Raw genomic sequence first — 25,251 nt, 5'->3', positions numbered from 1 at the left:
CTGCTGTGGGTCCGCCGTCGGCCGGTGCTGGCTGCGCGCTCGCACCGGCCGGCGACTACGCGAGGGCTATTCGACCGATAGTGATCATCTCTTTCGTACGACGACGAAGTCCGCCAGCGCCGTGAACCGAGCCCGTACCCGGTCGGGCATGTCGACGGCGTGCAGGGCCTCGATGGCGATGGTGTGCTGACGGCGCGCCTCTTCGGCGGTCCACTCGCGGCCGCCGGCCTCCTCGATGAGGGCGGCGCGGGCCGCGAACTCCTCCTCGGAGAAGTTCTCGAAGTCGCTGCTCTTGGCGTCGGCGGCGAGGATCTGCCCGAGCCGCTCGGAGGCGGGACCGCCCGCCGCGAGCGCGGCGACGACCGGCAGGGACTTCTTGCGCTGGCGCAGGTCGCTCCAGGTCTGCTTGCCGGTGGACTCCGGGTCGCCCCAGATGCCGAGCAGGTCGTCGACGGCCTGGAAGGCGAGGCCGAGGTGGTAGCCGTACCGCTCCAGGGTGTCGGCGGTGCGGTCGTCGGCGCCGCCGAGCACGGCGCCGATGGAGCTGGAGGCGGCGAGCAGGGCGCCGGTCTTGTTGCCCTCCATCTCCAGGCACTCCTCGACGCTGACCCGGTCGCGGTGCTCGTAGGAGATGTCCTGGGCCTGGCCGTCGATGAGGGCGCGGGTGGCGGTGGTGAGCCGGCGGGTGGCGCGGCCGGCCTCGGCGGTGCCGAGTTCGAGGAGGATCTCGTTGGCGAGGGCGAACAGCGCGTCGCCGACCAGGATGGCCTGGGCGGGGCCGTGCACCTTCCAGACGGTGTCCCGGTGGCGGCGCTGTTCGTCGCCGTCCATCAGGTCGTCGTGCAACAGGGAGAAGTTGTGGACGAGTTCCACGGCGACGGCGCCGGGGATGCCGACCTCGGGGGCGGCCCCGGTGACCTCGGCGGAGAGCACGGCGAGGGCGGGGCGTACGGCCTTGCCGCCGTCCCCGTCCGCGGGGTTGCCCTCGGCGTCGATCCAGCCGAAGTGGTAGGCGGCGACGGTGTCCATGGGAGGTGCCAGGCGGTCGACGGCCGCCCGCAGTACCGGTGTGGCAAGGGTCCGGCCGCGTTCCAGGAGCGCGGTCACGTCCACTGCGGTCTCTCGATCGGCCTTCTCGGCCGGGGGCACAGTGGGCACAGTTTCTCCTCTTGTTGCGGTACCGGGGGTGCGGAGGCCTGCCACCCGCTGGTCGAGTGTCACGCCGCCTCCTCGAACTCGAAGAGGTGGCGGGGGCGGGGCCGGCCCAGGGTGTTCAACGCGGCGTCGGCCGCGAGGACACCGCTGCGGACCGCACTCTCCATGGTCGCGGGCCACCCGGTGGCGGTCCACGCTCCGGCCAGGTACAGGCCGGGTGCCTTGGTGCGGGCGCCGGGCCGCAGCCGCCCGACGCCGGGGGTGGGGGCGAACGTCGCGGTGCGCTCCCGGGTCACGAAGAAGTCCCGCACCCCGGCGCCGCGCGCGCCGGGCAACAGCCGTTCCAGTTCGGGCAGATACCGCTCGCGCAGTACGGCCACGGGTGCGTCGATCTCGTCCTGGGCGGCCGACTGGGACAGCGCGAGGTACTGTCCCTCCCGCAGCCCCGAGGCGTCGGTGCGGTCGAACACCCACTGGACCGGGGAGCCGAGGGCCGCGAAGAACGGCTTGGTGAGCACCGTACGGTCGTAGACCACATGGACGTTGAGGATCGGCGCGGTGCCGATCTCCAGCAGGTTCCCGGGGGCGTCGAGGGCGCCGTCGGGCAGCAGGTCGTGGGCCTCGCGCTGGGCGGTGGCCAGCACCACGGCGTCCGCGGTGAGCGTCTCGCCGGGAACCTGAACGTTCCAGCTCCCGTTCTCGTTAGTGGAGACGGAGGTGACGCGTGTACGGACCTCGGTACGCACGCCCGCGGAGTCGAGCGCCTTGCGGGCCAGCCGGTCGTGCAGTTCGCCCAGCGGCACATGGGCCCAGCCGATGTCGGCCGCGCCCGGGTCGGACAGCAGACCGGTCTTGAACACCATCGCGGCGAGCCCCAGTGAGGCGTCGCCCGCGACCGCGTTGAGGGTGGCGACCCCGACCAGGTCCCACAGGGCCTCGACGGCACGCGCCGACTGGCCGTGGGCGGCCAGCCAGCTGCCGAAGTCCTGTGCGTCCAGGCTCGGATCGGCGAGGTCCAGTCCCTTGAGCGCGAGCGCGGCGCGTCCGACCCTGGCCCGCTCGGCGAGCGAGAGGTGCGGATAGGCGGCCAGGCTGCGCCCCAGATGCAGGGGTACGGGCAGCGGGTCGCGACGGAGCCTGCCCAGGCGCCGCCCCTCGGGCTTGGCGAGATCGAGCACGGGCACGTCGAGCCGGTCCTGTAGCGGTGCCAGCGCCGTGCCCTCGATGCGGTCGAGGAACCAGCGGTAGGCGGTGCAGCAACGCAGGTACACGTGCTGACCGTTGTCGACGGTCAGATCGCCGCGCTGGAAGGAGAAGGCGAGCCCGCCGAGCCTCGGCCTGCCTTCGAGCAGGGTGACGCGCACCCCCGCGTCGGCGAGCGCGAGCGCCGCCGTGACGCCCGCGAGTCCGCCGCCGACCACGACGGCGGTGCGCCCGGACGGGATGTCGTCGTGCGTCCCTTCGGACCGCGTGCCGTCGCTCTTCATGCGCCCTCTCCCGCCTGCCCGTCGCGTGGCCGGAACCGGCCGGGGCAGACCGTCGCAGTCAGGGACGCCACGCGGCCCCGGAGGGTTGCCTGCCGTTTCCCTCCGACGGGTGCGCCCCGGCGCGCCTCGCCCATCAGGCACGCCTCCTGGCGGTCAGCCGGGAGGTGTGCCGCCGGGTGTCGATCCCGGACAGGCCGCGTACGGCGACGTACGCCTTCTCGTGTCCGGGCAGCGAGACCCGGCCGCGCAGCACCGCCTCCGGTTCGCGCTCGATGCGGTCGAGCAGGCGGCGGTAGATGCCGGCCATGGCGGCGACGCAGGCGCCGCTGCGCCGGTCGAGCATGGGGAGCAGCCGGTAGCCCTCGGCGAAAAGGGCACGGGCACGGCGTACTTCGAAGTGCACGAGGCCCGCGAAGTCCGAGCCCTCGGGCGGGGTCGGTCCGTGGAACCCGGCCGAACAGCCGAACTTGGCGAGGTCGTCCTGGGGCAGATAGGTACGGCCGTTGCCGGCGTCCTCGCGGATGTCTCTCAGGATGTTGGTGAGCTGGAGCGCGAGCCCGAGCGTGTCCGCGTACTCCGGCGCGCGCTCGACGCCACGCGCCCCTGGTTCGGTACCGAACACACCGAGTGAGAGCCGGCCGATGGCACCGGCCACGCAGCGGCAGTAGACCTTGAGGTCGTCCCAGGTCTCGTAGGTCTCGCCGCGTACGTCCATCAGCACGCCGTCGATCAGCTCGTCCAGGCCGCCGAGCGGGATCGGGAAGGCCTGGGCGGCGTGCGCGAGGGCGACCGCGACGGGGTCGGTGTCGTCCTCGCCGACCGCGCCCTCCTGGACCCGGGCGAGCAGCGCCCGGGTGTCCTCCAGGCGGGCCGCCTTCACGTCGTCCGCCAGCGTGCCGTCCCCGATGTCGTCCACCCGCCGGGAAAAGGCGTAGAGCGCGGACATGGCGCGCCGCTTCGGCGCCGGCAGCAGCCTGATGCCGTAGGCGAAGTTCCGTGCCTGCTGTCCGGTGACGGTCTCGCAGTAGCTGTAGGCGGCGAGTACCGGTGCGGACACGTGTGTGGGAGAGTCCACGGTCCGGATCACCCCTCTCCTCGCAGAGTCACGCCCACCTCACGCAGCAACCGGCCCTTGCCGGGCTTGGGCGGGCCGGGAAGTACGTCGTATTCGGCGGCGGCGATCGCGCCGATCGCCGCCCTTCCCCCCGCCACGAACCCCGCGAGCAGCAGCTTCAACCTGCCGTGGACGCTACCCACAAGGGGGGCGCCTTCATTCAGGAGAGCACCGGCGCGTTGTGCTTCGTATGCAACCAGTGCACGCACCGATGCGCCCGTGGTTTTCCTGGCGAGATCCGCCTCCTGGACGTGAAAACGCTTCATGTCCTCGGCGGGCAGATAGATGCGGTCGCGGCCGAGGTCCTCGGCCACGTCCTGGAGGTGTTCGACGATCTGTAGGGCGGTGCAGATCGCGTCGGAGAGCCGGATCCGCTCGGGGGTCGAGGTGCCGGTGACGGCGAGGACCAGGCGGCCGACGGGGTTGGCGGACAACTCGCAGTAGGCGAGCAGGTCGTCGTAGGTCTCGTACCGCTTGACGATCTGGTCCTGGCGGTTGGCGGCGATCAGCCCGAGGAACGGCTCGGGGGTGAGGGAGCGGCGGCGCACGGTCGGCTGGAGGCGACGCAGCAGCGGGTGGCGCGGGGTGGCGTCGAAGACACGGCGGAGGTCGGCCTCGAAGGCGTCGAGCAGCACCAGGCGGTCCCCGGCCTCCGCGTCGGAGACTCCGAGCAGACGGGCGTCGGCGCCGCCGGGGGCCAGATCGCCGTCACCGATGTCGTCGACGAGGCGGGCGAATCCGTACACCGCCATCAGGTCGTCGCGCCAGGCCTTCGGCAGGAAGAACGGGGCCACGGGGAAGTTCTCGTCCGCGGCCTTGGCCAGCGTGCCGCGCTCCGCGTCTCCGGTCCGCGCCGGGGCGGTTGCGGTCACCGTCCGCTGCCCGGGGCGAGGACGGCGCGGCCTGCGTTGAGCTGGGGAGTTTCCGTAGCCATTGCCGTCACATCTCCCGTTCTACACTGCCGACCCAATACACACTATTTCGGACACGCCGCCCACAAGTCCGCGGGGCGGCCCGGCAGAGGGTGTCGCGCATTATCGCCCCACTTGCCGCTTTCCGGGACCGGTACAGCTTACGTTGTACAACGCATCGAGGTTCGTCGGGGTGTCCCGCAGATCACAACAACACACCGATTGGCGTCAAGATTCCTAAGGCGAGCCGGAGTTGACGTTTCCTTTGCAGACGCCGGGCCCCGCCGGAAGGTTCCGCCGGGGCCCTGGCCGAAACCGGGCGCCCGCCCGTGGAACCGGAAGCCGCTCTCCCCGGTACCGGGGGCTACTTCCCCGTGAACTTCTCGTACTCCTTGAGCACCTCTTCGGTCGGCCCGTCCATCCGCAGCTCGCCGCGCTCCAGCCACAGGACCCGGTCGCACGTGTCACGGATGGACTTGTTGTTGTGGCTGACCAGGAACACCGTGCCGGCGTGCTCACGGAGCTCGCGGATCCGGTCCTCGGAGCGCCTGCGGAACGCCGCGTCACCGGTGGCCAGCGCCTCGTCGATCATGAGGACGTCGTGGTCCTTGGCGGCGGCGATGGAGAACCGGAGCCGGGCCGCCATGCCGGACGAGTAGGTGCGCATCGGCAGGGTGATGAAGTCGCCCTTGTCGTTGATGCCCGAGAAGTCGACGATCTCCTGGTAGCGGGTCCGGATGTCCTCGCGGGACATGCCCATGGCGAGACCGCCGAGGATGACGTTGCGCTCGCCGGTGAGGTCGTTCATGAGGGCCGCGTTCACGCCGAGCAGCGAGGGCTGGCCGTTGGTGTAGACCCGGCCCTTCTCGGCGGGCAGCAGGCCGGCGATGGCGCGCAGCAGGGTGGACTTGCCGGAGCCGTTGGACCCGATCAGGCCGATCGCCTCGCCCCGGTAGGCGGTGAAGGAGACCCCGCGGACCGCGTGCACCTTGCGGACGCCCCGCTCGTCGCCGCGCCGGACGATACGGCTGAGGGCCGAGGTCGCGCTGCCCTTGCCGGTCTTGGCGCCGTTGACGCGGTAGACGATGTGCACGTCCTCCGCGATGACGGTGGGGATCCGCTCCCCCATGGTCTGCTCAGCCACGGCCGTACCGCTCCTCCGCCTTCCAGAAGTACACGAATCCGCCACCGAAGACGGCCACCGCCCAGGCCAGGGCGACGGCCCAGACGTGCGGCGGGAGGTTCGAGGCGCCGTAGCCGTCGATGAGGGCGAAGCGCATCAGGTCCATGTAGACGGTGGCCGGGTTGAGCTGGAGGAGCGTACGCGCCCACTCCGGCCGGCCCTCCATCATCTTGGTGATCGAGAACATCACGCCGGACATGTACATCCAGGTGCGCAGGACGAACGGCAGCAGCTGGGCGAGGTCCGGCGTCTTGGCGCCCATCCGGGCCACGATCAGGGCCAGCCCGGTGTTGAACAGGAACAGCAGGAACAGGATCGGCACGACCAGTACCCAGGACAGACCCGGACGGCTGCCGAACCCGACCACCACGGCGACCATGACGATCATCGAGAACAGCAGCTGCTGGAGCTGCTGGAGGGCGAAGGAGACCGGCAGCGAGGCACGCGGGAAGTGCAACGCGCGCACCAGCCCGAGGTTGCCGGAGATCGCGCGGACACCCGTCATGATCGAGCTCTGCGTGAAGGTGAAGGTGAAGACGCCGGTCACCAGGAACGGGATGTAGACGTCCTGCGACATCCCGCGGCTGGCGTGCAGGATGACACCGAAGATGAAGTAGTACACGGCCGCGTTCAGCAGCGGTGTGGCCACCTGCCAGAGCTGACCTAGCTTGGCCTGGCTGTACTGCGCGGTGAGCTTCGCCTGCGAGAAGGCCAGGATGAAGTGGCGACGGCCCCAGAGCTGGCGTACGTACTCGACGAGCGAGGGCCGGGCGCCGCTCACCGCGAGCCCGTACTTGGCGGCCAGCTGCGCCGCCGTGAGGCCCTCGTCGGGCGCCGGCACCGCGCTCACCGCGATCCCGCCGTCATGCGTTGTCTCACTCAAGGGTGGAAGCCTTCGTCCTCAGGTTCGTCTTACTCATGTCTTACGGAATTGTGCTACCCGACGCGACACGTATCCGCGAGCGGATACGGTTCCGAGGGGGCGGCCGTCGCGGCCACACCCCCTTCGAGCTTGTCAGATCACCGGGGGACGGCCCAGTCGCGTGAGCTTCCACACGGTCCGCCAGCGCATCGGGCGGCGGGGCCCGCACGGGCTGGTCCAGCCTTCCCGGAAGCCGGCGAACCAGGCCTGGAGGGACGGGCGGGAGGGGCGGCGCACCAGGGTCAGCAGCAGCCAGACGCCCAGGTAGACGGGGACCAGCGGGGCGGGCAGGTTGCGCCGGGCCAGCCAGACCCGGTTGCGGGCGACCATCCGGTGGTAGACCGCGTGCCGGGAGGGGGCGGTCGTGGGGTGGAAGAGCACCATGTCGGAGCGGTAGTCGATCATCCAGCCGGCGTCGAGGGCGCGCCAGGCCAGGTCGGTCTCCTCATGGGCGTAGAAGAACTCGTCCGGCAGGCCGCCGACCTCGGCGAGGACCTGGGTGCGGACCGCGTTGGCACCGCCGAGGAAGGTGGTGACCCGGGAGGAGCGCATCGGGTCGGAGGCCCTGAGCCTCGGTACGTGCCGGCGCTGGGTCTCGCCGGTGTCCGGGTCGGCGATGCGGAAGCTGATGATGCCGAGCTTCGGGTCGGTGGCGAAGGCCTGCCGGCACAGCTCGGCGGTGTCGTGCTCGGGGAGCAGGCCGTCGTCGTCGAGGAAGAGCAATATGTCGACGTCGCGGCCGCTGGGTCCGAAGGCCTCTATGCCGACGTTGCGTCCGCCGGGGATGCCGAGGTTCTCGGGGAGCTCCAGGGTGCGGACGCCGGTGGGGACGTCCGGGACCGGCGAGCCGTTGCCGACCACGACCACCTCGACCCGCTCGCCGTCCTGCTTGGCGACCGAGTCGAGCAGTGCGCGCAGTTCGTCGGGGCGGTTGCCCATGGTGATGACGACCGCGCCGACCTTCAGCCCGGCGCTCACCGCAGCCTGCTCGAGGCGAGGACGGAGACCAGGTGCAGCAGGGTCTGGAGCAGCGCGATGCCGGCGAGCACGGCGGTGCCGAGCCGGGTCCAGAAGAGGTCGCCGTGGAAGTGGTCGGCCACGGCGAGCAGCAGGATCAGCAGCGAGGCCTCGATGCCGAGGATCAGCCGGTGGAACCGGAACAGGGCGGCGGCCCGGCGGGCCAGCGCCATCCCGGAGGAGCGCATCTCGGCGGCGGCCTCCTTGACCACGGGCAGCCCGGCCTGGTGACGGGCGACGCCGACCAGGTCGGTCTCGGCCTTGATCAGGATGGCGCCGAGCGCGGCCAGGGTGCCGAGGAAGGCCCAGAGCCAGTCGATACGGCCGCTGCCGAACAGGTCGGCGGCGCGCAGCCCGAGTCCGACGAGGACGGCCGCGTCGGTCAGGTAGGCCCCGACCCGGTCGAGGTAGACCCCGCCCAGCGAGTACTGCTGCTTCCAGCGCGCGACCTCGCCGTCGACGCAGTCGAGCAGCAGGTACATCTGGACGCACACCACGCCGAGCACGGCGCCCCAGACGCCCGGCACCAGCAGGGCCGGGCACGCGAGCACGCCGAAGACGGTCATCAGGTACGTGAGCTGGTTGGGCGTGACCCTGGTGTTCACCAGGTAGCGGTCGACCCGCAGGGACACCTCACGCATGTAGAGGCGCCCCATCCAGTGCTCACCGCTGCGCCGGTCCTTGACCCCCACGGGGTGCACGACCGGACGGAGTTCAGCTACCGATGGCCTTGACATAGTCGACGTAGAAGTCCTTGATCTGGTGGGTCTTGAGGTCGAGGTGTTCGAGGATGGTGTACCGGCCGGGTCTGGTCTCCGGAGCGAACTCCACGACCCGGACGAACTCCTCCACGGTGAAGCCGATCTCCTCCGGCAGCACCGGCAGACCGTGCCGGCGCAGCACGTCGGCCATGAACGCGGACTCCTCGTGGGCTCCGCGCAGGTACATCGCGAAGGCCGCGCCGAGTCCGCACTGCTCGCCATGGCTGGCGGCACGCCTCGGGAACAGCAGGTCGAAGGCGTGGTTGATCTCGTGACAGGCGCCGGACGACGGGCGGGAGTCGCCCGACACCGACATGGCGATGCCGCTGAGCACCAGCGCCTCGGCGAGCACCTGGAGGAAGTCGTTCTCCCCGATGCCGCCGGGGTGGCGCAGCACCGCCTCGCCGGCCTGCCGGGCCATGGCGGCCGCCAGACCGTCGACCTTCTCGCCGTTGACGCGGTGGGACAGCTCCCAGTCCGCGATCGCCGAGATGTTGGAGACGGCGTCACCGATCCCGGAGCGCACGAAGCGCGCCGGGGCCTCGCGGATGACGTCGAGGTCGATGACGACCGCGATCGGGTTCGGCACGCCGTAGGACCCGCGGCCCGCGTCGTTGTCGAGGGTGGCGACCGGCGAGCACAGGCCGTCGTGCGCGAGGTTCGTCGGCACGGCGACCAGGGGCAGGCCGACGCGTGCCGCGGCGAACTTGGCGCAGTCGATGATCTTGCCGCCGCCGAGACCGACGACCGCGTCGTAGCGGCCGGCCCTGATGTCGCCGGCCAGCCGGACCGCGTCGTCCAGGGTGCCGCCGCCGACCTCGTACCAGGTGGCGCCGGGCAGGCTCGGCGCCACGCGCTCGCGGAGCCTGGTGCCCGAGCCGCCGCTGACGGCGACGGCGAGCCGGCCGGAGTGCGAGATGCGTTCGTCGGCGAGCACGCTCGCCAGGTCGTCGAGGGCACCCGGGCGGATGTCGACGACGACCGGTGAGGGGATCAGCCGGGTCAGTACTGGCACGCGATCTCCCGTCCCCGGGCGAGGTCGTCGTGGTTGTCGATCTCGACCCACCGGACGTCGCCGATCGGCGCGACGTCGATCCGGAAGCCGCGGTTGACCAGCTCCTGGTAGCCGTGCTCGTAGAACTGCTGGGGGTCGGTCTCCCAGACCGTCCGCAGCGCGTCGGCGAGCTCGGGCGCGGCGTCGCCCTCGATGAGGGTGACGCCGATGTACTCGCCGGTCGCCTCGGCGGGGTCCATCAGCTTGGTGATCTTCGTCATGCCCTTGGCGGGGTCGACGACGACCTTCATCTCCTCGTCCGCCAGCGACTTCACGCTGTCGAGCGCGAGGATGATCTTCTTGCCGTCGCCGCGGGCGGCCAGCAGCGTCTTCTCGACGGAGACCGGGTGCACGGTGTCGCCGTTGGCGAGGATCACGCCGTCCTTGAGGGCGTCACGGCCGCACCACAGGGAGTAGGCGTTGTTCCACTCCTCGGCCTTGTCGTTGTCGATGAGGGTGAGCTTGAGGCCGTACTTCGCCTCCAGGGCCGCCTTGCGCTCGTAGACGGCCTCCTTGCGGTAGCCGACGATGATCGCGACCTCGGTCAGGCCGATCTCGGCGAAGTTGCCGAGGGTCAGGTCGAGAACGGTGATCGAGTCCTCTATGCCCGCAGGCCCCACCGGCACCAGCGCCTTGGGCAGGCTGTCGGTGTAGGGGCGCAGACGCCGTCCGGCGCCGGCCGCCAGCACGAGGCCGATCATGCGGGTTCTCCTTCGTCGTGTACGGCGGGAGCCCCTGCGGACACCCAGAAGCGGATGCTCTCGACGAGCACCAGCCCGGCCACGGCCACGGCCAGGACCGTGAGCGCGACCTCGAACTGCGCGGCGGTGAGCGCCGCGGCCAGGACGGCCACCAGCAGCGTCCGCCCCTCCTGCCCCCCGATGGCACGGACCAGCCAGGCCGGTGGTGCCCCGGCGCCACCGCGGATGCGGTACACCGTGTCGTAGTGATGGTAGGCGACGGCGGCCACCAGGCCGAAAGCCGCCGGAAGGACTCCGTTCACCCCGGATTTGGCCGCGAGCACCAGGACGGTGCCGTATTCGGCGGCGCGGAAGAGGGGCGGGACCAGCCAGTCCAGGGCGCCCTTCAGGGGCCTGCGCACGGCCTCCCCCGAGATCAGGGCGTAGACGCCGGCGGCCAGGACCACCGGCAGGCCGGGGCCGTCGAACCAGGCCGTGAGGAGCAGCAGGGCGGTCCCGGCGAGGGCCCAGACGAACGCGGGGAGGAGGGAGCGGCGCGGCAGGACCCGGGCGACCAGCGCCGCCACCGGACCGCAGTCCGCCAGGTCCGCCAGCGCCCTCGCCGCCCGGTCGGTCCGCCTGGCCTTGCGGGTCAGCGACCGCAGCACCCGCCCGGCGGTGGTGTAGGACGCCGCGAGCGCGCAGCCGGCCAGCAGCACGTAGAAGGTGATCCGCGGGGTCGTGGCCGCCGTCAGGACGGCTATCAGTGCCCACCGTTCGCCGATGGGCAGAACTATCATCCGGCGCACCCAGACCGTCCAGCCGACGCTGTCGAGCCGGTCGGAGAGGGCGGCGGTGGGGCTGGTGTTGGCGGTGGCGTCGTGGTTGGCCTCGTTGAAGGAGAAGTCGACCACGTGCCGGCAGGTCTGAAGGATCATCGCGCCGAGTGCCAGTGCCCACACGTCGTCGCCGCCCCGGGCCGCGCCCAGCGCGAGGCCGGCGTAGTAGGCGTACTCCTTGGCCCGGTCGAAGGTGGCGTCCAGCCAGGCGCCGAGCGTGGAGTACTGGAGCGAGTAGCGGGCGAGCTGGCCGTCGGTGCAGTCCAGCACGAAGGACGCGATGAGCAGCACGCCGGCCGCGACGAACCCGGCGCGGGTGCCGGTGGCCGCGCAGCTCGCCGCGATCAGGGCGGTGAGCAGGGAGGCGGTCGTGACCTGGTTGGGGGTCAGTCCGCGGCGCGCGCACCAGCGGGCGATGTACCGGGAGTACGGGCTGATGAAGAAGGTGGTGAAGAAGCCGTCGCGGGACTTCACGGCCGACTTCAGGCGGACGGCCTCGTCGTCGACGGCAGCCACGGCCTGCCGTGCCTCGTTGCGGGTCTGCGGGTCGGCGGGCACGGCGGCGACCAGGCTGCCCAGCTCGGGGCGGTGCACGTCGGCGTCCAGGGCGGTGACGAGGCCGTCCACGGCGAGGACGGTGCCGCCGCCCGTGGCGGCCTCCCGGGCCAGGGCCCGGGTGAGGGCCTGCCGGGCGGCCGGCTGGGCGGTGACGGCGCCGGGGATCGCGGCGAGCGGGAAACGCGGGTCGGTGAGACCGAGACGCAGGGCGTGCGGGTGGCCGACGAAGCGGGCGTCGACCACGGCGACCCGCCGGTCGCCGGGTACGGTCGCGAGGAGGGCCGCGGCGTCGGACGCGTCGGCGGCCGGACGCACCTCGAAGCCGAGTGCCCGCAGATCGCTCTCCAGTGACGATCCGGGGACCGGCTGACCGGTGACGATGGCGGTCGACAACCGAACTCACTCCCTGGGTGCGGCGCACGGGCGCCGGTCTGCTGCGTGATGGGGCACATGTGCCTGGTGGCCCCCGGACGGCATTCGGCAGAGGTTAGCGGATGGTGAGGATTGCTTGTTCACCGGCCGTTCATGGCGCGGACGGCCCACGCCGACCCGCTCTTTGCCGAGATCATCATCCGTGATCCGGGCCCCGGGCCACAAACCGCGCTCACAGACCGGGCATTGGAGACATGCGGGCCCACACCCCGGCCACCGACGACCGGTCACGCACGATGCGCGCCACCTCACAGCGGGTAACCGGTGAAGCCGCGATCCGGCCCTCGTTTCCGCAGGCCAGGGCGGCTGCGGGCGGCTCGGCCCGATGGTCGCACCGAGGACGCCGAAGCTGCCGCGCGGGCCTGCCGACACCCCCTGGAGCCGAGCTGCCGGGCGGAGCACGGCGGCCTTGTGTTCGAGGTCTCCCCGAACAGGTACCCCTTGGGGCTCCCAGGGTTCCCGTTCGTACGCTTAGGGCACGATCAACAACCGGGCCCCCTTCCGGCGTGCCCGCACGGGAAGTGTCGGAAGTGTCGGTTTCGTACGGCAGACTTGGGGTGCCAGGACCGAGGCGAAGGATGGGTATGCCGATCACACCTGCCACCACGACGGACAGCACGTCGGAAGGCACCGCGGACGCGATCTTGCTTGAACTCGTCGACGAGAAGGGTGTGACCATCGGCACCGCGGAGAAGCTGGCCGCGCACCAGCCGCCCGGGCAGCTGCACCGGGCGTTCTCCGTCTTCCTCTTCGACGAACACGGCAGACTGCTCCTCCAGCAGCGGGCGCTGGGCAAGTACCACTCCCCCGGGGTGTGGTCCAACACCTGCTGCGGCCACCCCTACCCCGGTGAGGCGCCCTTCGCGGCGGCGGCCCGCCGTACCTTCGAGGAGCTGGGCGTCTCGCCGTCGCTGCTCGCCGAGGCGGGCACGGTCCGCTACAACCACCCGGACCCGGCCTCGGGCCTGGTCGAGCAGGAGTTCAACCACCTGTTCGTCGGGATGGTGCAGGCGCCGCTGGTACCCGACCCGCAGGAGGTCGAGGCCACCGCTTTCGTGACGGCCGCCGAACTGGCCGAGCGGCACGCCGAAGACCCCTTCTCCTCCTGGTTCATGACCGTGCTGGACGCGGCCCGGCCGGCGGTCAGGGAGCTGACGGGCCCGTCCGCGGGCTGGTGAGAAGTTTCACCCGGCCCCTCAGGGCAGCGTCGCGGGTTTGAGCGGCAGGGCGGCCCAGATCACCTTGCCGCCGCTCGACGTGTGCTCCACGTCCACGACCCCGCCCGCCTCCCGGGCGATCTCCCGGACCAGCAGCAGGCCCCGGCCGCCGGTCTGGCCGTGGTCGGCCTCCAGGGCGGTCGGACGGTAGGGGTGGTTGTCCTCCACGGACACCCGTACCCACTCGGCGCCGACGGCGACCTCCACGGCCAGCACCGGCGACAGCAGCGCCGCGTGCTTGACCGCGTTGGTGACCAGTTCGGAGACGATCAGCAGCAGCCCGTACACCAGGTCCTCCGAGACCGGGACGCCCTGGCGCTGGAGCAGGTCCCGTACGGCGCGGCGCGCCTGCGGGACCGAGGCGTCCACGGCGGCGGCAGTGAACCGCCAGACTCCTTCGTACGGCAGCGGATCCGGCGGCGGCGGGCCGCCTCCCTCTGGACGCGGGTCGTGCCCGCGCCCGTGGTTCTCCATCGTCCGGTCGCCACCCTCGCGCTCGATTGTCACCACACGTCGAGTGTTGGTAACGACCCGCTCCGCTCCGGATGACTGAACACAAGTCAGCAACTATCGAACGGATCTGACCGTTGGCGTATGACAACGTCAGTTGTGCGACCGCTCCTGGCCCGCCAAAAGCCGACTTCGCGAACTATTAGGGTTGTACTGCAACCCCGGGGGGCGCGGGGGCGGCGCCACGCGCGGCTACCATCCCGCACATGGAGCCCCGCCTCGACCACCGGGTCAACGACGCCGTCGCCACCGTAGTGATCGGCAACGTGGCCAAACGCAACGCGATGACCGCGGCGATGTGGCGGGCCCTGCCGCCCCTCCTCGGGGAACTCGCCGCCGACCCCGCCGTCCGGGCGCTGGTCCTCACCGGCGAGGGCGCCACCTTCTGTGCCGGTGCCGACATCTCCACCCTCCAGGGCTCCTCCGCCGCGGCCCAGGCCCTCGCCGTCGCGGCCGAGGAGGCCCTGGCCGCGTTCCCCAAGCCGACCCTGGCCGCGGTCCGCGGCCACTGCGTGGGCGGTGGCGCCCAGCTCGCCGCCGCCTGCGACCTGCGGTTCGCCGAGCAGGGCGCGCAGTTCGGGGTGACGCCGGCCAGGCTCGGCATCGTCTACCCGGCCGCCTCCACCCGCCGCCTGGTGTCCCTCGTCGGCCCGGCCACCACCAAGTACCTGCTCTTCTCCGGCGAGCTGATCGACTCCGAGCGGGCGCTGCGCACCGGCCTGGTCGACGAGGTGCTGCCCGAGGGGGAACTGGACAAGCGGGTGGCCGAGTTCACCCGGATCCTGGTCTCGCGCTCCCAGCTGACACAGGCCGCGGCGAAGGAGTTCGCGAACGGCCGCACGGACCGGGACGACCACTGGGCGCGGCAGGCGGGCGCGAGCGGGGACACGGCGGAGGGCGTGGCCGCGTTCCTGGAGCGCCGTCAGGCCCGGTTCACGTGGTCGGCTCCCCGAGGATGAAACGGCTCCTGGAGCGGAGCAGTTCGACGACCTCGGCGGGCGCCCGGTCCGGGGACCCGGCGTCGTAGGGCGGCTGCGGGTCGTACTCGATGCCGAGCTGCACGGCCTGGGCGACGGTGTCCCCGGAGATCCGGCCGAGCAGGGTGAGCCCCATGTCGATGCCGGCGGAGACGCCGGCCGCGGTCACGTACTTGCCGTCCGTCACCACCCGCTCCCCGGTCGGCTCGGCACCGAACCCGCGCAGCTCCGGCAGCGCCAGCCAGTGCGAGGTGGCCCGGCGCCCCCGGAGCAGGCCGGCGGCGGCGAGCAGCAGGGACCCGGTGCAGACGGAGGTGGTCCAGGTGCTGGTGGCGTCGGCGGCGCGGATCCAGTCGAGGAGGGCCGTGTTCGCCATCTGCGGGGTCTGCCCGGGGCCGCCCGGGACGACCACGACGTCCGGGCGGGGCACGTCGGCCAGGGTCCGGTCGGCGGTGAGGGCGAGGCTCCCGTTGTCGCTGCGGACGGGGCCGGTCCGCTCGGCGACGAAGACCAGCTCGGAGCCCGGGAGCCGGCCCAGGGTCTCGTACGGTCCCACGGCGTCCAGGGCGGTGAAGCGGTCGTAGAGGACGATCGCGAGCTGCATGGCTCTCCTAACCGGGTTGACCGACGGAAACGGGGCGGAACCTGCGCCGGTACTCGGCAGGGGTCGCGCCGAGGGCTTTCAGGAAGGCGCGCCGCATCGCCTCGGGCGTGCCGTAGCCGCTGGCGCGGGAGACCTCCTCGACGCCGTCACCGGTGTCCTCCAGGAGCCGGCGGGCGTGTTCGAGGCGGACCCGGTCGACGTACCGGCCAGGTGTCGTGCCGGTCTCGGCCTGGAAGGCACGGGCGAAGTGGCGTGGCGAGAGGGCGGCGCGGGCGGCCAGGGCCGGCACGCTCAGGTCGCCGGCCGGGTGCTCGGTCACCCACTGCTGCACCTCCCGCAGCGGTTCGCGCCGCGCGGTCTGCGCGGCGAGCTGGACGCTGAACTGGGCCTGGTTGCCGGGCCTGCGCAGGAACACCACCAGGTGCCTGGCCACGGTCAGCGCGACCTCCCGGCCCAGGTCCTCCTCGACGAGGGCGAGGGCCAGGTCGATGCCGGAGGTGACACCGGCCGAGGTGGCGACGCGACCGTCACGGACGTAGATGGGGTCGGGGTCGACGTCGACGGCGGGATGGTCGCGGGCCAGCTTGTCGCAGTACGCCCAGTGGGTGGTCGCCCGCCGGCCGTCCAGGAGGCCGGCCGCGGCGAGCAGGACGGCACCGGTGCAGACGGAGACGAGCCGCCCGGCGCCCGGACCGTACGCCCGCAGCCACGCCACCAGCTCCGGATCACGGCGCCGGGTCCCCCGCCCGCCGGGCACGAGCAGCGTGTGCGGGCCGGACGTCTCCTCGGCCAGGACCCCGTCCGGTACGACGGTCAGCCCGCTGGAGGTGCGCACGGGGGCGCCGGTGACCGAGGCGGTACGGATGCGGTAGCTGCCCGGGGTGTGCGTCTCGGCGCCCGTGAACACCTCGACGGGGCCGGTGACGTCCAGGCTCTGGACGCCGTCGAAGAGGACGACGAGGACGGTTCGCTGCGCCATGCCGTCGATTCTTGACGCGGCCCGGCATGGCCGCAACGACGAGTTCCCCACCTTTCCTGCCATCGCCCGTCCTTTCCTGCCCTCGCCCCTCCTTCTGCCTTCGCCCGGCCTTTCGTGCCGTCGCCCGTCCGGATCCGGAGGACCTGGATCTGGAGTCCGTACCGACCAGTCAGTAACGTGCTCGTCATGACTACCGCCGTCCTGGAGCCGCGCGCCGGCCGCCGCTGCCACAACCTGCTCAACTCCCTGCACGCGACGCACTTCTTCAGCCCCGAACTGGCCGAGGAACTGGCCGCGCTCGGCGTCACCCACCCGCGGGCAGTCAACTTCGCGGTGCGGGCGGCCGCGCTGGGACCCGTCGGGGCCGGGACGGTGACGGCGGCGTTCTACAACTACAAGCACGAACTGGTGGCCCGGCACGTACCGGCCGTCTGGGAGACGGTGTCCCCCGAGGACGTCCTCGCCGCCCGCCTGCGTGCCGTCGACGCGTCGATGCGGCGGCTGCTCGGCGCGGACGCGGTGGAGTCCGGCGCGATGGCCGAGGCGGCGGAACTCGCGCTGCGGGCCACCGAGGCGTGCTCCCGTCCCGGCCGGCCGCTGTACTCGGCCCACGCGGACCTGCCGGTGCCCGGAGAACCCCACCTCGCCTACTGGTACGCGACGACGCTGCTGCGTGAGCACCGCGGCGACGGGCATCTCGCGGTGCTGGTCGCGGCCGGCCTGGACGGCCTCGAGGCGGTGGTGACGCACACCGCGACCGGCAAGGGCATGCACCCCAAGTGGGTGTCCGCCACCCGCGGCTGGACCCGGGACGACTGGGACGCGGCGGCGGACCGGCTCCGGGAGCGCGGGCTGCTCGACACCGCCGGCGAGCTGACCGGGACGGGGACGGCGCTGCGGGCGGAGATCGAGACGGAGACGGACCGCCTCGACCGGGCACCGTACGCGCACCTGGGGGCCGACGGGGTGACCCGGCTGACGGAACTGGCCACGGGCTTCACGAGGACGGCGGTGGCCGCGGGCGCCTTCCCGGCGGACCTGATCGGGAAGGGCTGAGCGGTCCCGGCCGGAGAAGAGACCGGCTCCGGAGACCGGTTCCCGGGGGCGCGTGGCGTGTCCGGCACGCCGTTCGTGTCGCGGGAACGCCGCCCTGCGGCTCCCTTGTCGGTGTCACCTGCCACAATTGCCGCGCAACCTCAGTGGAGAAGGCGGTACGGGATCGTGACGACACCCGGGTTCCTGGTTCCAGGGTCCATCGAAGGCAGGATCGCCGAGGAGCTCGGCGTACGGGAGCGGCAGGTCAAGGCTGCCGTGGAGCTGCTCGACGGCGGTTCGACGGTGCCCTTCATCGCCCGCTACCGCAAGGAAGCGACCGAGATGCTCGACGACGCGCAGCTGCGCACGATCGAGGAGCGGCTGCGCTACCTGCGGGAGCTGGAGGAGCGGCGCACCGCGATCCTGGAGTCGGTGCGGGAGCAGGGCAAGCTCACCGACGAGCTGGAGGCGCAGATCCGGGGCGCCGAGACCAAGGCGCGGCTGGAGGACATCTACCTGCCGTACAAGCCGAAGCGGCGCACCAAGGCGCAGATCGCGCGGGAGGCCGGTCTCGAGCCGCTGGCCGAGGGACTGCTCGGCGACCCGACGGTGGAGCCGCTCGCGGCGGCCGCCGCGTTCGTGGACGCCGGCAAGGGCGTCGCCGACCCGCAGGCCGCCCTGGAGGGGGCCCGCGCGATCCTCACCGAGCGGTTCTCGGAGGACGCCGACCTGATCGGTGAGCTGCGGGAGCGCATGTGGGTACGGGGCCGGCTGGCCGCGAAGGTGCGGGACGGCAAGGAGGAGGCGGGCGCCAAGTTCGCCGACTACTTCGACTTCGCGGAGCCGTTCACCGAGCTGCCCTCGCACCGGATCCTCGCGATGCTGCGCGGCGAGAAGGAGGACGTCCTCGACCTCGTCCTGGAGCCGGAGGAGCCCACCGAGGGCCCCTCCTCGTTCGAGGGGACCGTCGCCCACCGGTTCGGGATCACCGACCGGGGGCGGCCCGCCGACAAGTGGCTTGCGGACACGGTCCGCTGGGCCTGGCGCACCCGGATCCTCGTCCACCTCGGCATCGACCTGCGGCTGCGGCTGCGCACGGCCGCCGAGGACGAGGCGGTCGACGTCTTCGCGACGAACCTGCGCGACCTGCTGCTCGCCGCCCCGGCCGGCACCCGCGCGACGCTGGGCCTCGACCCGGGTTTCCGCACGGGGGTCAAGGTCGCCGTGGTCGACGCCACCGGCAAGGTCGTCGCCACCGACGTCATCTACCCGCACGTCCCGGCCAACAAGTGGGACGAGGCGATCGCCAAGCTGGCCCGCCTCGCCAAGGAGCACACGGTCGAGCTGGTCGCGATCGGCAACGGCACGGCGTCCCGCGAGACCGACAAGCTCGCCGGTGAACTCATCACCAAGCACCCGGAGTTGAAGCTCACCAAGGTGATGGTGTCGGAGGCCGGCGCCTCCGTGTACTCGGCGTCCGCGTTCGCCTCGCAGGAACTGCCGGACATGGACGTGTCGCTGCGCGGCGCCGTCTCCATCGCGCGCCGGCTCCAGGACCCGCTCGCCGAGCTGGTGAAGATCGACCCGAAGTCCATCGGCGTCGGCCAGTACCAGCACGACCTGTCCGAGGTGAAGCTCTCGCGCTCGCTGGACGCCGTGGTCGAGGACTGTGTGAACGGTGTCGGGGTCGACGTCAACACCGCCTCCGCGCCACTGCTCGCGCGGGTCTCCGGCATCACCTCCGGGCTCGCCGAGAACATCGTGACCCACCGGGACGCCAACGGCCCGTTCACCTCGCGCTCACAGCTGAAGAACGTGGCCCGGCTCGGCCCCAAGGCCTACGAGCAGTGCGCGGGCTTCCTGCGCATCCGCGGCGGCGACGACCCGCTGGACGCGTCCAGCGTCCACCCCGAGGCGTACCCCGTCGTACGGCGGATGGTGAAGACGTCCGGCCAGGAGGTGGCCGCGCTCATCGGCAACACGGGGGTGCTGCGCTCGCTGCGGCCGACGGACTTCGTGGACGACACGTTCGGTCTGCCGACCGTCTCCGACATCCTCAAGGAGCTGGAGAAGCCGGGGCGCGACCCGCGTCCGGCCTTCAAGACGGCGACCTTCAAGGAGGGCGTCGAGAAGATCTCCGACCTGGCCTCCGGGATGATCCTGGAGGGCGTGGTCACGAACGTCGCGGCGTTCGGCGCGTTCGTCGACATCGGGGTGCACCAGGACGGTCTGGTGCACGTCTCGGCCATGTCCAGGACGTTCGTCAAGGACCCCCGGGACGTGGTGAAGTCGGGTGACATCGTCAAGGTGAAGGTCCTCGACGTGGACATCCCGCGCAAGCGGATCTCGCTGACGCTGCGTCTCGACGACGAGGCACAGGCCCCCCAGGCCGCTCCCGGCGCCGAGCGGCGGCCGCAGCGCGGCGGGCGTCCGCCACAGCAGCGCGGGCAGGGCGGCGGCCGTGGCGGCCAGAGCGGCGGCGGAGCGCGCCAAGGCGGCGGGGCACGCCAGGGTGGTGGGGCACGCCAGTCTTCGGCTCCGGCACCGGCGAACAGCGCGATGGCCGACGCGCTGCGCCGCGCGGGCCTGCTGGACCCGAAGAACGGCAAGCGGTGACGGCTTCGCCGGGAGCCGTGGGCCGGTGAGGCCGAGGGGGACCGCGGGGCCGTCGTGGCCGGTCGCACGGTTCCTCGCGTCCCCGGGGCGGTCGCCGGTCCGGCGGTGCCCCGCGGCCGGGTCCCGGGGAGCGCCGGGTCTCAGCGTTCCGTGACCTTGCCCGCCGCCACCTCCAGGCGGCGGGTCACGCGGACCGCGTCCAGCATGCGGCGGTCGTGGGTGACCAGGAGGAGGGTGCCCTCGTAGGTGTCGAGGGCGGACTCCAGCTGCTCGATGGCCGGCAGGTCGAGGTGGTTGGTGGGTTCGTCCAGGACGAGCAGGTTGACGCCGCGGCCCTGGAGCAGCGCCAGGGCGGCACGGGTGCGTTCGCCCGGGGAGAGGGTGCCCGCCGGGCGCAGTACGTGGTCCTGCTTGAGACCGAACTTGGCCAGCAGGGTACGGACCTCGACCGGCTCGGTGTCCGGGACGGCGGCACAGAAGGCGTCCAGCAGGGACTCGGTGCCGTGGAAGATCCTGCGGGCCTGGTCGACCTCGCCGACCACCACGCCGGGGCCGAGGGCGGCGTGCCCGGCGTCCAGCGGCACCCGGCCGAGCAGCGCGGCGAGCAGCGTGGACTTGCCCGCGCCGTTCGCCCCGGTCACCGCGACCCGGTCCGCCCAGTCGATCCCCAGGGAGACCGGGCCGAAGGTGAAGTCACCGCGCCGTACCTCGGCGTCCCGCAGGGTCGCCACGACGGCCCCCGAGCGCGGGGCCGCCGCGATCTCCATGCGCAGTTCCCACTCCTTGCGCGGTTCCTCGACGACGTCCAGGCGTTCGATCATGCGCTGGGTCTGCCGGGCCTTGGCGGCCTGCTTCTCGCTGGCCTCGCTGCGGAACTTGCGGCCGATCTTGTCGTTGTCGTTGGACGCCTTGCGCCGGGCGTTCTTGACGCCCTTGTCCATCCAGGAGCGCTGCATCTGGGCCCGGTCCTGGAGGGCGGCCCTCTTGTCGGCGTACTCCTCGTAGTCGTCGCGGGCGTGCCGGCGGGCCACGTCGCGTTCCTCCAAGTAAGCCTGGTAGCCGCCGCCGTACAGGTTGATCTGCCGCTGGGCCAGGTCGAGTTCGAGGACCTTGGTGACCGTGCGGGTGAGGAACTCCCGGTCGTGGCTGACGACGACCGTGCCCGCGCGCAGCCCGGTCACGAAGCGTTCGAGGCGCTCCAGGCCGTCCAGGTCGAGGTCGTTGGTGGGCTCGTCGAGCAGGAAGACGTCGTAGCGGGAGAGCAGGAGGGAGGCGAGGCCCGCGCGGGCCGCCTGGCCGCCGGACAGGGCGGTCATCGGCTGGTCCAGGTCGACGGCCAGGCCGAGCGAGTCGGCGACCTCCTCGGCGCGCTCGTCCAGGTCGGCGCCGCCGAGGCCGAGCCAGCGCTCCAGGCTGACGGCGTAGGCGTCGTCGGCGCCCGGCGCGCCGTCCACCAGTGCCTGGGTCGCCTCGTCCATCACCCGCTGGGCCTCGGCGACGCCGGTGCGCCGGGCGAGGAACGCGCGGACGGTCTCCCCCGGCCGCCGCTCCGGCTCCTGGGGCAGGTGACCGACGCTCGCGGTCGGCGGGGAGAGGCGCAGCTCGCCCTGCTCGGGGGCGGTGAGGCCGGCGAGCAGCCGGAGCAGGGTGGACTTGCCCGCGCCGTTGGCACCGACCAGACCGATCACGTCCCCGGGCGCGACGACGAGGTCGAGTCCGGAGAAGAGCGAGCGGTCGCCGTGCCCGGCGGCGAGGTTCTTGGCGACGAGGGTGGCAGTCATCAGAACGCCGATCCTAACGGCCCCCGGTCCGGGTCCCGCGCCCCTTTCGGCCGCCCCGGTCAGCGGGTCGTCGCCGCCACCGGGACGCCGTCCGTGCTCCGGGCCACGACAGGGTAGCCGCCCCTGACCGCCCTGCCGCCGAGGGGGACGCGGTGGCTGCCGGGTGCCAGGACGCCGTCGAGGAGTTCGAGGCTGCGGGGCCGCGAGAGCCGGTCGAGGCGGTATGCCGTGAGCCGTAACCGGCGGCACGAGGTGACCTCGACGCCGGCGGCGCGCGTCGCCGGGGCCAGGCCGGAGGTCGCGTATGCGGCGGACATGCTGTGACTGTCCCCAGAGCGGGACGTTCTGAGCGCGGCATGACATATTCCGCTAACGTCACGACGTGGCGAACGAGCTGAGTGACGAAGTCATCGTGGTCGGTGCCGGGGTGGCCGGGCTGACCACGGCGGTGGTGCTGGCCGAGAGCGGCCGCCGGGTGCGGGTGTGGGCGCGGGAGACCGGCGGGCGTACGACCTCGGCGGTCGCCGGTGCGCTGTGGTGGCCGTACCGCATCGAACCGGAGGCGCTGGTCGGCGAATGGGCCCTCGCGTCCCTCGTCGTGTACGAGGAGCTGGCTGCGCGCCCCGAGGAGACGGGCGTACGACTGGTCGAGGGCGTACACGAGGGGCTGCGGCTGGAGGGGCTGGGCCCCTGGGCGGCCCGGGTGCCGGGGCTCACCGACACGGGCGAAGGTGTCGCGGCCAGGCTGCCGTTGATCGACATGCCGGTCCATCTGGCCTGGCTGCGGCGGCGGTTGCAGCGGGCCGGCGGGACGGTCGAGGAGCGGGAGGTGGCCGCACTGGCCGGGGTGCCCGCGCCGGTCGTGGTCAACTGCACCGGGCTGGGCGCTCGTTCGCTGGTACCGGATCCGGCCGTGCGTCCGGTGCGCGGGCAGTTGGTCGTGGTGGAGAACCCGGGGATAACGACCTGGTACACGTCCGTCGACGAGGTCGAGGGGGGTGCGTCCGCGTACTTCTTCCCGCAGCCGGGCGGGTTGCTGCTCGGGGGGACGGCGGAGGAGGACGCCTGGTCGCTGGAGCCGGATCCGGCCGTCGCGGCCGCGATCGTGGCGCGATGTGCCGCGGTGCGGCCGGAGATCGCCGGGGCGCGGGTCCTGGCGCACCGGGTGGGGCTGCGGCCGTACCGGAGCGCGGTCCGGCTGGCGCGTGAACTCCGCCCGGACGGCGGGGTGGTGGTCCACAACTACGGGCACGGCGGCGCCGGGATCACGGTTGCCTGGGGGTGCGCACGGGAGGCGGCCGGCCTGGTGGACGCCGGACCGGCCGCCTAGGAACGTGTGCTGCCGGGGCCCCGGAGGTCGTCCGGAGCCCCGGAGATCACCTCGCGGAGCCCCGGACGTCAGCTCGCGGAGCCCCGGAGATCAGCTCGCGGGGACGCGAAGGTCAGCTCGCGGGGACGTGGGGGACGGTGTGCGGGGCGCGGAGGCCGGCCAGGGCACGCTTCGCCGGGGCGGTCCAGCGGGCCGTGGTCGCGGCCGTGAACGCGGCCCGGCCGCCGACCAGCGGGACCCCGGCCGCGGTGCGGGACAGGTCCAGGGTGAGCGTCGGAGTCGTGGACGGCGGATCGATGAGGTCCTTGTCCGTGCCCGCGACGATCAGCGCCAGCCGGTGGCCCTTGGGCACGACGTGGTCGGTGGCCGCCAGGTCGACGGTGATCGTGTACGCCTTGCCCGGGGTGAGCGGCACGCCCTTGCCCGGGTCGGCGTAGGTGCCGAGGTCGGCCCAGCCGCGGCTGAGGACGGTGTAGTCGACGGCCTTGGTCTTGGCGGCGGTCCTCAGGAAGCAGGCGCTGTCACCGGCCGTGCTCTCGCCCCAGCAGGTCCGGTCGGTGAGGGTGGTGATGCCCTCGGCCGCATCGGAGTAGTCCCGGACGGTGTCCGGGCCCAGGTCCACCAGGACGGCGGTCAGGTGGGCCGTCGACGTGGTCGGGGTGGCCGTGACCGTGACCTCGGACGAGCCGGACACCCGCAGGTCGCGGGTGAGCGGCGCGGTGAGGAAACCGGCCTTGTCCGAGGTCGGGGTGGCGATCCGGGCCGCCCAGTCGGTCTCGCTGTGCTGCGGGTCGTCGGTGAAGGTCTCGGTGCCGCCGCCCGCGCGCAGGCCGAGGGTGCCGACACCCGCCTGGGTGCCGGCGGCCGGGCGCAGGGTGGTGGTCCGCGTACCGCTCGGCGGCCAGGCGGCGGAGGTGACCCACTGGTCGGGGTGGCGTTCGATGTCGGCCATCGGCTCTCGGTCGATCCCGTTGTCGTAGCCGAGGAGTTCGTGGTCGAACCAGCGGTGCAGGGTGTCGACCCAGGCGCCGCGCCGGTAGTCGAAGGGGTCGACGTGACCGGTCTGGGAGAGCCAGATCTTGCGCTCGACACCGTTCTTCGCGAGCGCGTCCCACCACTGGCCGAAGTGCTTGGTGCGGACGTTGAGGTCCTGCATGCCGTGCACGAGGAACACGCTGGCCTTCACCCTGGCCGCGTCCCTGACGTAGTCGCGCTCGGTCCACAGGCCGGTCCAGTCACCGCTGCGCGGGGCCTCGTCGACCAGTTTCCGCTGGACGGCGGCGCACCCGGCGTGGGCCGCGTCGCTCTCCACCGCGTCGGCCAGCCAGTCGGGGCCCGAGTCGTACAGCGGGGCACCCTGCGCGAAGTAGTAGTCGTACCAGGAGGAGATGGCGCTGATCGGGACGATCGTCTTCAGGCCTTTCACGCCGGTCGCGGCGACACCGTTGGCGATGGTGCCGTCCCAGCTCTTGCCGATCATGCCGGTTCTGCCGTTGGTCCAGGTCGCCTTGACCGTGGTGGTGCCGGTACGGCTGCGGTACGCCTTGGCCCGGCCGTTCAGCCAGTCGACGACGGCCTTGGCTGACTGGATGTCCGAGCGGCCGCCGACGTCGACGCAGCCGTCCGAGCGGTTGGTGCCCGCGAGGTCGACGCCGACGAACGCGTAGCCGCGGGGCACGAAGTAGTTGTCGTAGAACAGCGGCATCTGGACGACGTCGCCCTGGGCGTCGTACGTCTTGAGCTGGCTCTCGTTGCCGCGGCCGCAGCAGGAGTAGTAGGGGCTGGCGTCCATGATGACCGGCACCTTGCGGCCCTGGGCGGCGGGTTCGGCGGGGCGGACGATGTCGGCGGCGACGCGGTCGGTCCTCCCGTCGCCGTCGGAGTCGAGTCCGGTGTCCACCCAGACCGCCTCGCGGATGGCGTCGGCGTACGAGTAGACGGGCCGGCTCTCCCGGGGGGTACCGGCGGCCTGCGCCGCGGCCGGGGTGAGGAAGGCGGCGATCAGGGCCGCGACGGCCGCCACGGCGAACGGTCTCCAGATCGTGAAGCGCGTACGAATCGGCATGCGGCGGACGCTACCTCGGTCAAC

Annotated in this window: 23 protein-coding genes; 5 read left to right on the top strand and 18 right to left on the bottom strand. The window is 72.4% G+C overall.

Annotated features, from left to right (window positions below; genetic code table 11):
* Positions 1–84 precede the first annotated feature (84 nt).
* The 12 genes from AAW13_RS10655 to AAW13_RS10605 all read right to left on the bottom strand — a co-directional run bounded on the left by AAW13_RS10655 (position 85) and on the right by AAW13_RS10605 (position 12,074).
* Entirely contained in the window at positions 85–1,149 is a 1,065-nt protein-coding gene (locus tag AAW13_RS10655) for a polyprenyl synthetase family protein (protein ID WP_071659497.1), read from the bottom strand.
* Between the two features lie 68 nt (positions 1,150–1,217).
* On the bottom strand, positions 1,218–2,642 hold the full coding sequence (gene hpnE / locus AAW13_RS10650; RefSeq protein WP_046728536.1) for a hydroxysqualene dehydroxylase HpnE: 1,425 nt from the start codon (positions 2,640–2,642) through the stop codon (positions 1,218–1,220).
* On the bottom strand, positions 2,639–2,776 hold the full coding sequence (locus AAW13_RS47745) for a DUF6380 family protein (protein ID WP_420855446.1): 138 nt from the start codon (positions 2,774–2,776) through the stop codon (positions 2,639–2,641). Before AAW13_RS47745 ends, hpnE begins: the two co-directional genes overlap by 4 nt.
* Positions 2,776–3,729 (bottom strand): presqualene diphosphate synthase HpnD, encoded by a 954-nt coding sequence (gene hpnD / locus AAW13_RS10645; RefSeq protein ID WP_046728535.1) that lies wholly within the window; start codon positions 3,727–3,729, stop codon positions 2,776–2,778. The genes AAW13_RS47745 and hpnD overlap by 1 nt, the downstream gene beginning before the upstream one ends.
* Positions 3,726–4,628, bottom strand: a complete 903-nt coding sequence (gene hpnC, locus AAW13_RS10640) for a squalene synthase HpnC (RefSeq protein ID WP_046728534.1) — start codon at positions 4,626–4,628, stop codon at positions 3,726–3,728. Before hpnC ends, hpnD begins: the two co-directional genes overlap by 4 nt.
* 403 nt (positions 4,629–5,031) lie before the next feature.
* Complete coding sequence (locus AAW13_RS10635; protein WP_420855451.1) at positions 5,032–5,796, bottom strand: ABC transporter ATP-binding protein; 765 nt, start codon at positions 5,794–5,796, stop codon at positions 5,032–5,034.
* Positions 5,797–5,803: 7 nt separating this feature from the next.
* A complete protein-coding gene (locus AAW13_RS10630) occupies positions 5,804–6,733 on the bottom strand; it encodes an ABC transporter permease (protein WP_046728532.1) in 930 nt (309 codons plus the stop codon).
* A gap of 132 nt (positions 6,734–6,865) precedes the next feature.
* Positions 6,866–7,750, bottom strand: coding sequence for a glycosyltransferase family 2 protein (locus AAW13_RS10625; protein ID WP_046728531.1), 885 nt, complete (start codon positions 7,748–7,750; stop codon positions 6,866–6,868).
* Positions 7,747–8,490 carry a CDP-alcohol phosphatidyltransferase family protein gene (locus AAW13_RS10620; protein WP_046728530.1) on the bottom strand — a complete coding sequence of 248 codons (744 nt, stop codon included), beginning with the start codon at positions 8,488–8,490 and terminating at the stop codon, positions 7,747–7,749. Before AAW13_RS10620 ends, AAW13_RS10625 begins: the two co-directional genes overlap by 4 nt.
* Before the next feature lie 13 nt (positions 8,491–8,503).
* Positions 8,504–9,565, bottom strand: coding sequence for an iron-containing alcohol dehydrogenase family protein (locus AAW13_RS10615; RefSeq protein ID WP_046728529.1), 1,062 nt, complete (start codon positions 9,563–9,565; stop codon positions 8,504–8,506).
* Positions 9,553–10,305: a phosphocholine cytidylyltransferase family protein gene (locus tag AAW13_RS10610; protein ID WP_046728528.1), complete on the bottom strand. Its 753-nt coding sequence runs from the start codon at positions 10,303–10,305 to the stop codon at positions 9,553–9,555. The genes AAW13_RS10615 and AAW13_RS10610 overlap by 13 nt, the downstream gene beginning before the upstream one ends.
* Complete coding sequence (locus tag AAW13_RS10605) at positions 10,302–12,074, bottom strand: DUF5941 domain-containing protein (RefSeq protein WP_046728527.1); 1,773 nt, start codon at positions 12,072–12,074, stop codon at positions 10,302–10,304. The genes AAW13_RS10610 and AAW13_RS10605 overlap by 4 nt, the downstream gene beginning before the upstream one ends.
* 623 nt (positions 12,075–12,697) lie before the next feature.
* On the opposite strand from AAW13_RS10605, the gene idi reads away from it, so the two are divergent.
* A complete protein-coding gene (idi, locus tag AAW13_RS10600; protein WP_046728526.1) occupies positions 12,698–13,291 on the top strand; it encodes an isopentenyl-diphosphate Delta-isomerase in 594 nt (197 codons plus the stop codon).
* Between the two features lie 18 nt (positions 13,292–13,309).
* Here the strand turns inward: idi and AAW13_RS10595 are convergent, their stop codons facing one another.
* A complete protein-coding gene (locus tag AAW13_RS10595; RefSeq protein WP_071659504.1) occupies positions 13,310–13,804 on the bottom strand; it encodes an ATP-binding protein in 495 nt (164 codons plus the stop codon).
* 242 nt (positions 13,805–14,046) lie between these two features.
* Between AAW13_RS10595 and AAW13_RS10590 the strand changes: the two genes are divergently transcribed.
* The gene (locus AAW13_RS10590; protein ID WP_046728524.1) at positions 14,047–14,799 is read left to right on the top strand and encodes an enoyl-CoA hydratase/isomerase family protein; all 753 of its coding nucleotides are present in this window, start codon (positions 14,047–14,049) and stop codon (positions 14,797–14,799) included.
* Here the strand turns inward: AAW13_RS10590 and AAW13_RS10585 are convergent.
* Complete coding sequence (locus AAW13_RS10585) at positions 14,774–15,421, bottom strand: DJ-1/PfpI family protein (RefSeq protein WP_046728523.1); 648 nt, start codon at positions 15,419–15,421, stop codon at positions 14,774–14,776. The two genes, AAW13_RS10590 and AAW13_RS10585, sit on opposite strands and share 26 nt — an antisense overlap.
* A gap of 7 nt (positions 15,422–15,428) precedes the next feature.
* On the bottom strand, positions 15,429–16,400 hold the full coding sequence (locus AAW13_RS10580) for a GlxA family transcriptional regulator (RefSeq protein ID WP_046728522.1): 972 nt from the start codon (positions 16,398–16,400) through the stop codon (positions 15,429–15,431).
* A 186-nt stretch (positions 16,401–16,586) separates the two neighbouring features.
* Here AAW13_RS10580 and AAW13_RS10575 point away from each other — a divergent pair, with 186 nt between their 5' ends.
* Both AAW13_RS10575 and AAW13_RS10570 read left to right on the top strand, forming a co-directional pair.
* Entirely contained in the window at positions 16,587–17,456 is an 870-nt protein-coding gene (locus tag AAW13_RS10575) for an SCO6745 family protein (RefSeq protein ID WP_046728560.1), read from the top strand.
* Between the two features lie 165 nt (positions 17,457–17,621).
* On the top strand, positions 17,622–20,051 hold the full coding sequence (locus AAW13_RS10570) for a Tex family protein (RefSeq protein ID WP_046728521.1): 2,430 nt from the start codon (positions 17,622–17,624) through the stop codon (positions 20,049–20,051).
* Positions 20,052–20,191: 140 nt separating this feature from the next.
* Here the strand turns inward: AAW13_RS10570 and AAW13_RS10565 are convergent, their stop codons facing one another.
* The gene (locus AAW13_RS10565; RefSeq protein WP_046728520.1) at positions 20,192–21,832 is read right to left on the bottom strand and encodes an ABC-F family ATP-binding cassette domain-containing protein; all 1,641 of its coding nucleotides are present in this window, start codon (positions 21,830–21,832) and stop codon (positions 20,192–20,194) included.
* A gap of 59 nt (positions 21,833–21,891) precedes the next feature.
* Complete coding sequence (locus tag AAW13_RS10560) at positions 21,892–22,149, bottom strand: hypothetical protein (protein WP_046728519.1); 258 nt, start codon at positions 22,147–22,149, stop codon at positions 21,892–21,894.
* Positions 22,150–22,214: 65 nt separating this feature from the next.
* Here AAW13_RS10560 and AAW13_RS10555 point away from each other — a divergent pair, with 65 nt between their 5' ends.
* Positions 22,215–23,162, top strand: a complete 948-nt coding sequence (locus AAW13_RS10555; protein WP_107483287.1) for an FAD-dependent oxidoreductase — start codon at positions 22,215–22,217, stop codon at positions 23,160–23,162.
* Between the two features lie 112 nt (positions 23,163–23,274).
* On the opposite strand, the gene AAW13_RS10550 is transcribed toward AAW13_RS10555, so the two are convergent.
* Positions 23,275–25,227, bottom strand: coding sequence for a Xaa-Pro dipeptidyl-peptidase (locus AAW13_RS10550; RefSeq protein WP_046728518.1), 1,953 nt, complete (start codon positions 25,225–25,227; stop codon positions 23,275–23,277).
* Between the last annotated feature and the right edge of the window lie 24 nt (positions 25,228–25,251).

Source organism: Streptomyces humi, from assembly GCF_001005085.2.
GTDB classification, from domain to species: domain Bacteria; phylum Actinomycetota; class Actinomycetes; order Streptomycetales; family Streptomycetaceae; genus Streptomyces; species Streptomyces humi.
Note: the sequence above shows the minus strand (reverse complement) of the source record. Positions and strands in the feature narration are given on the sequence as shown.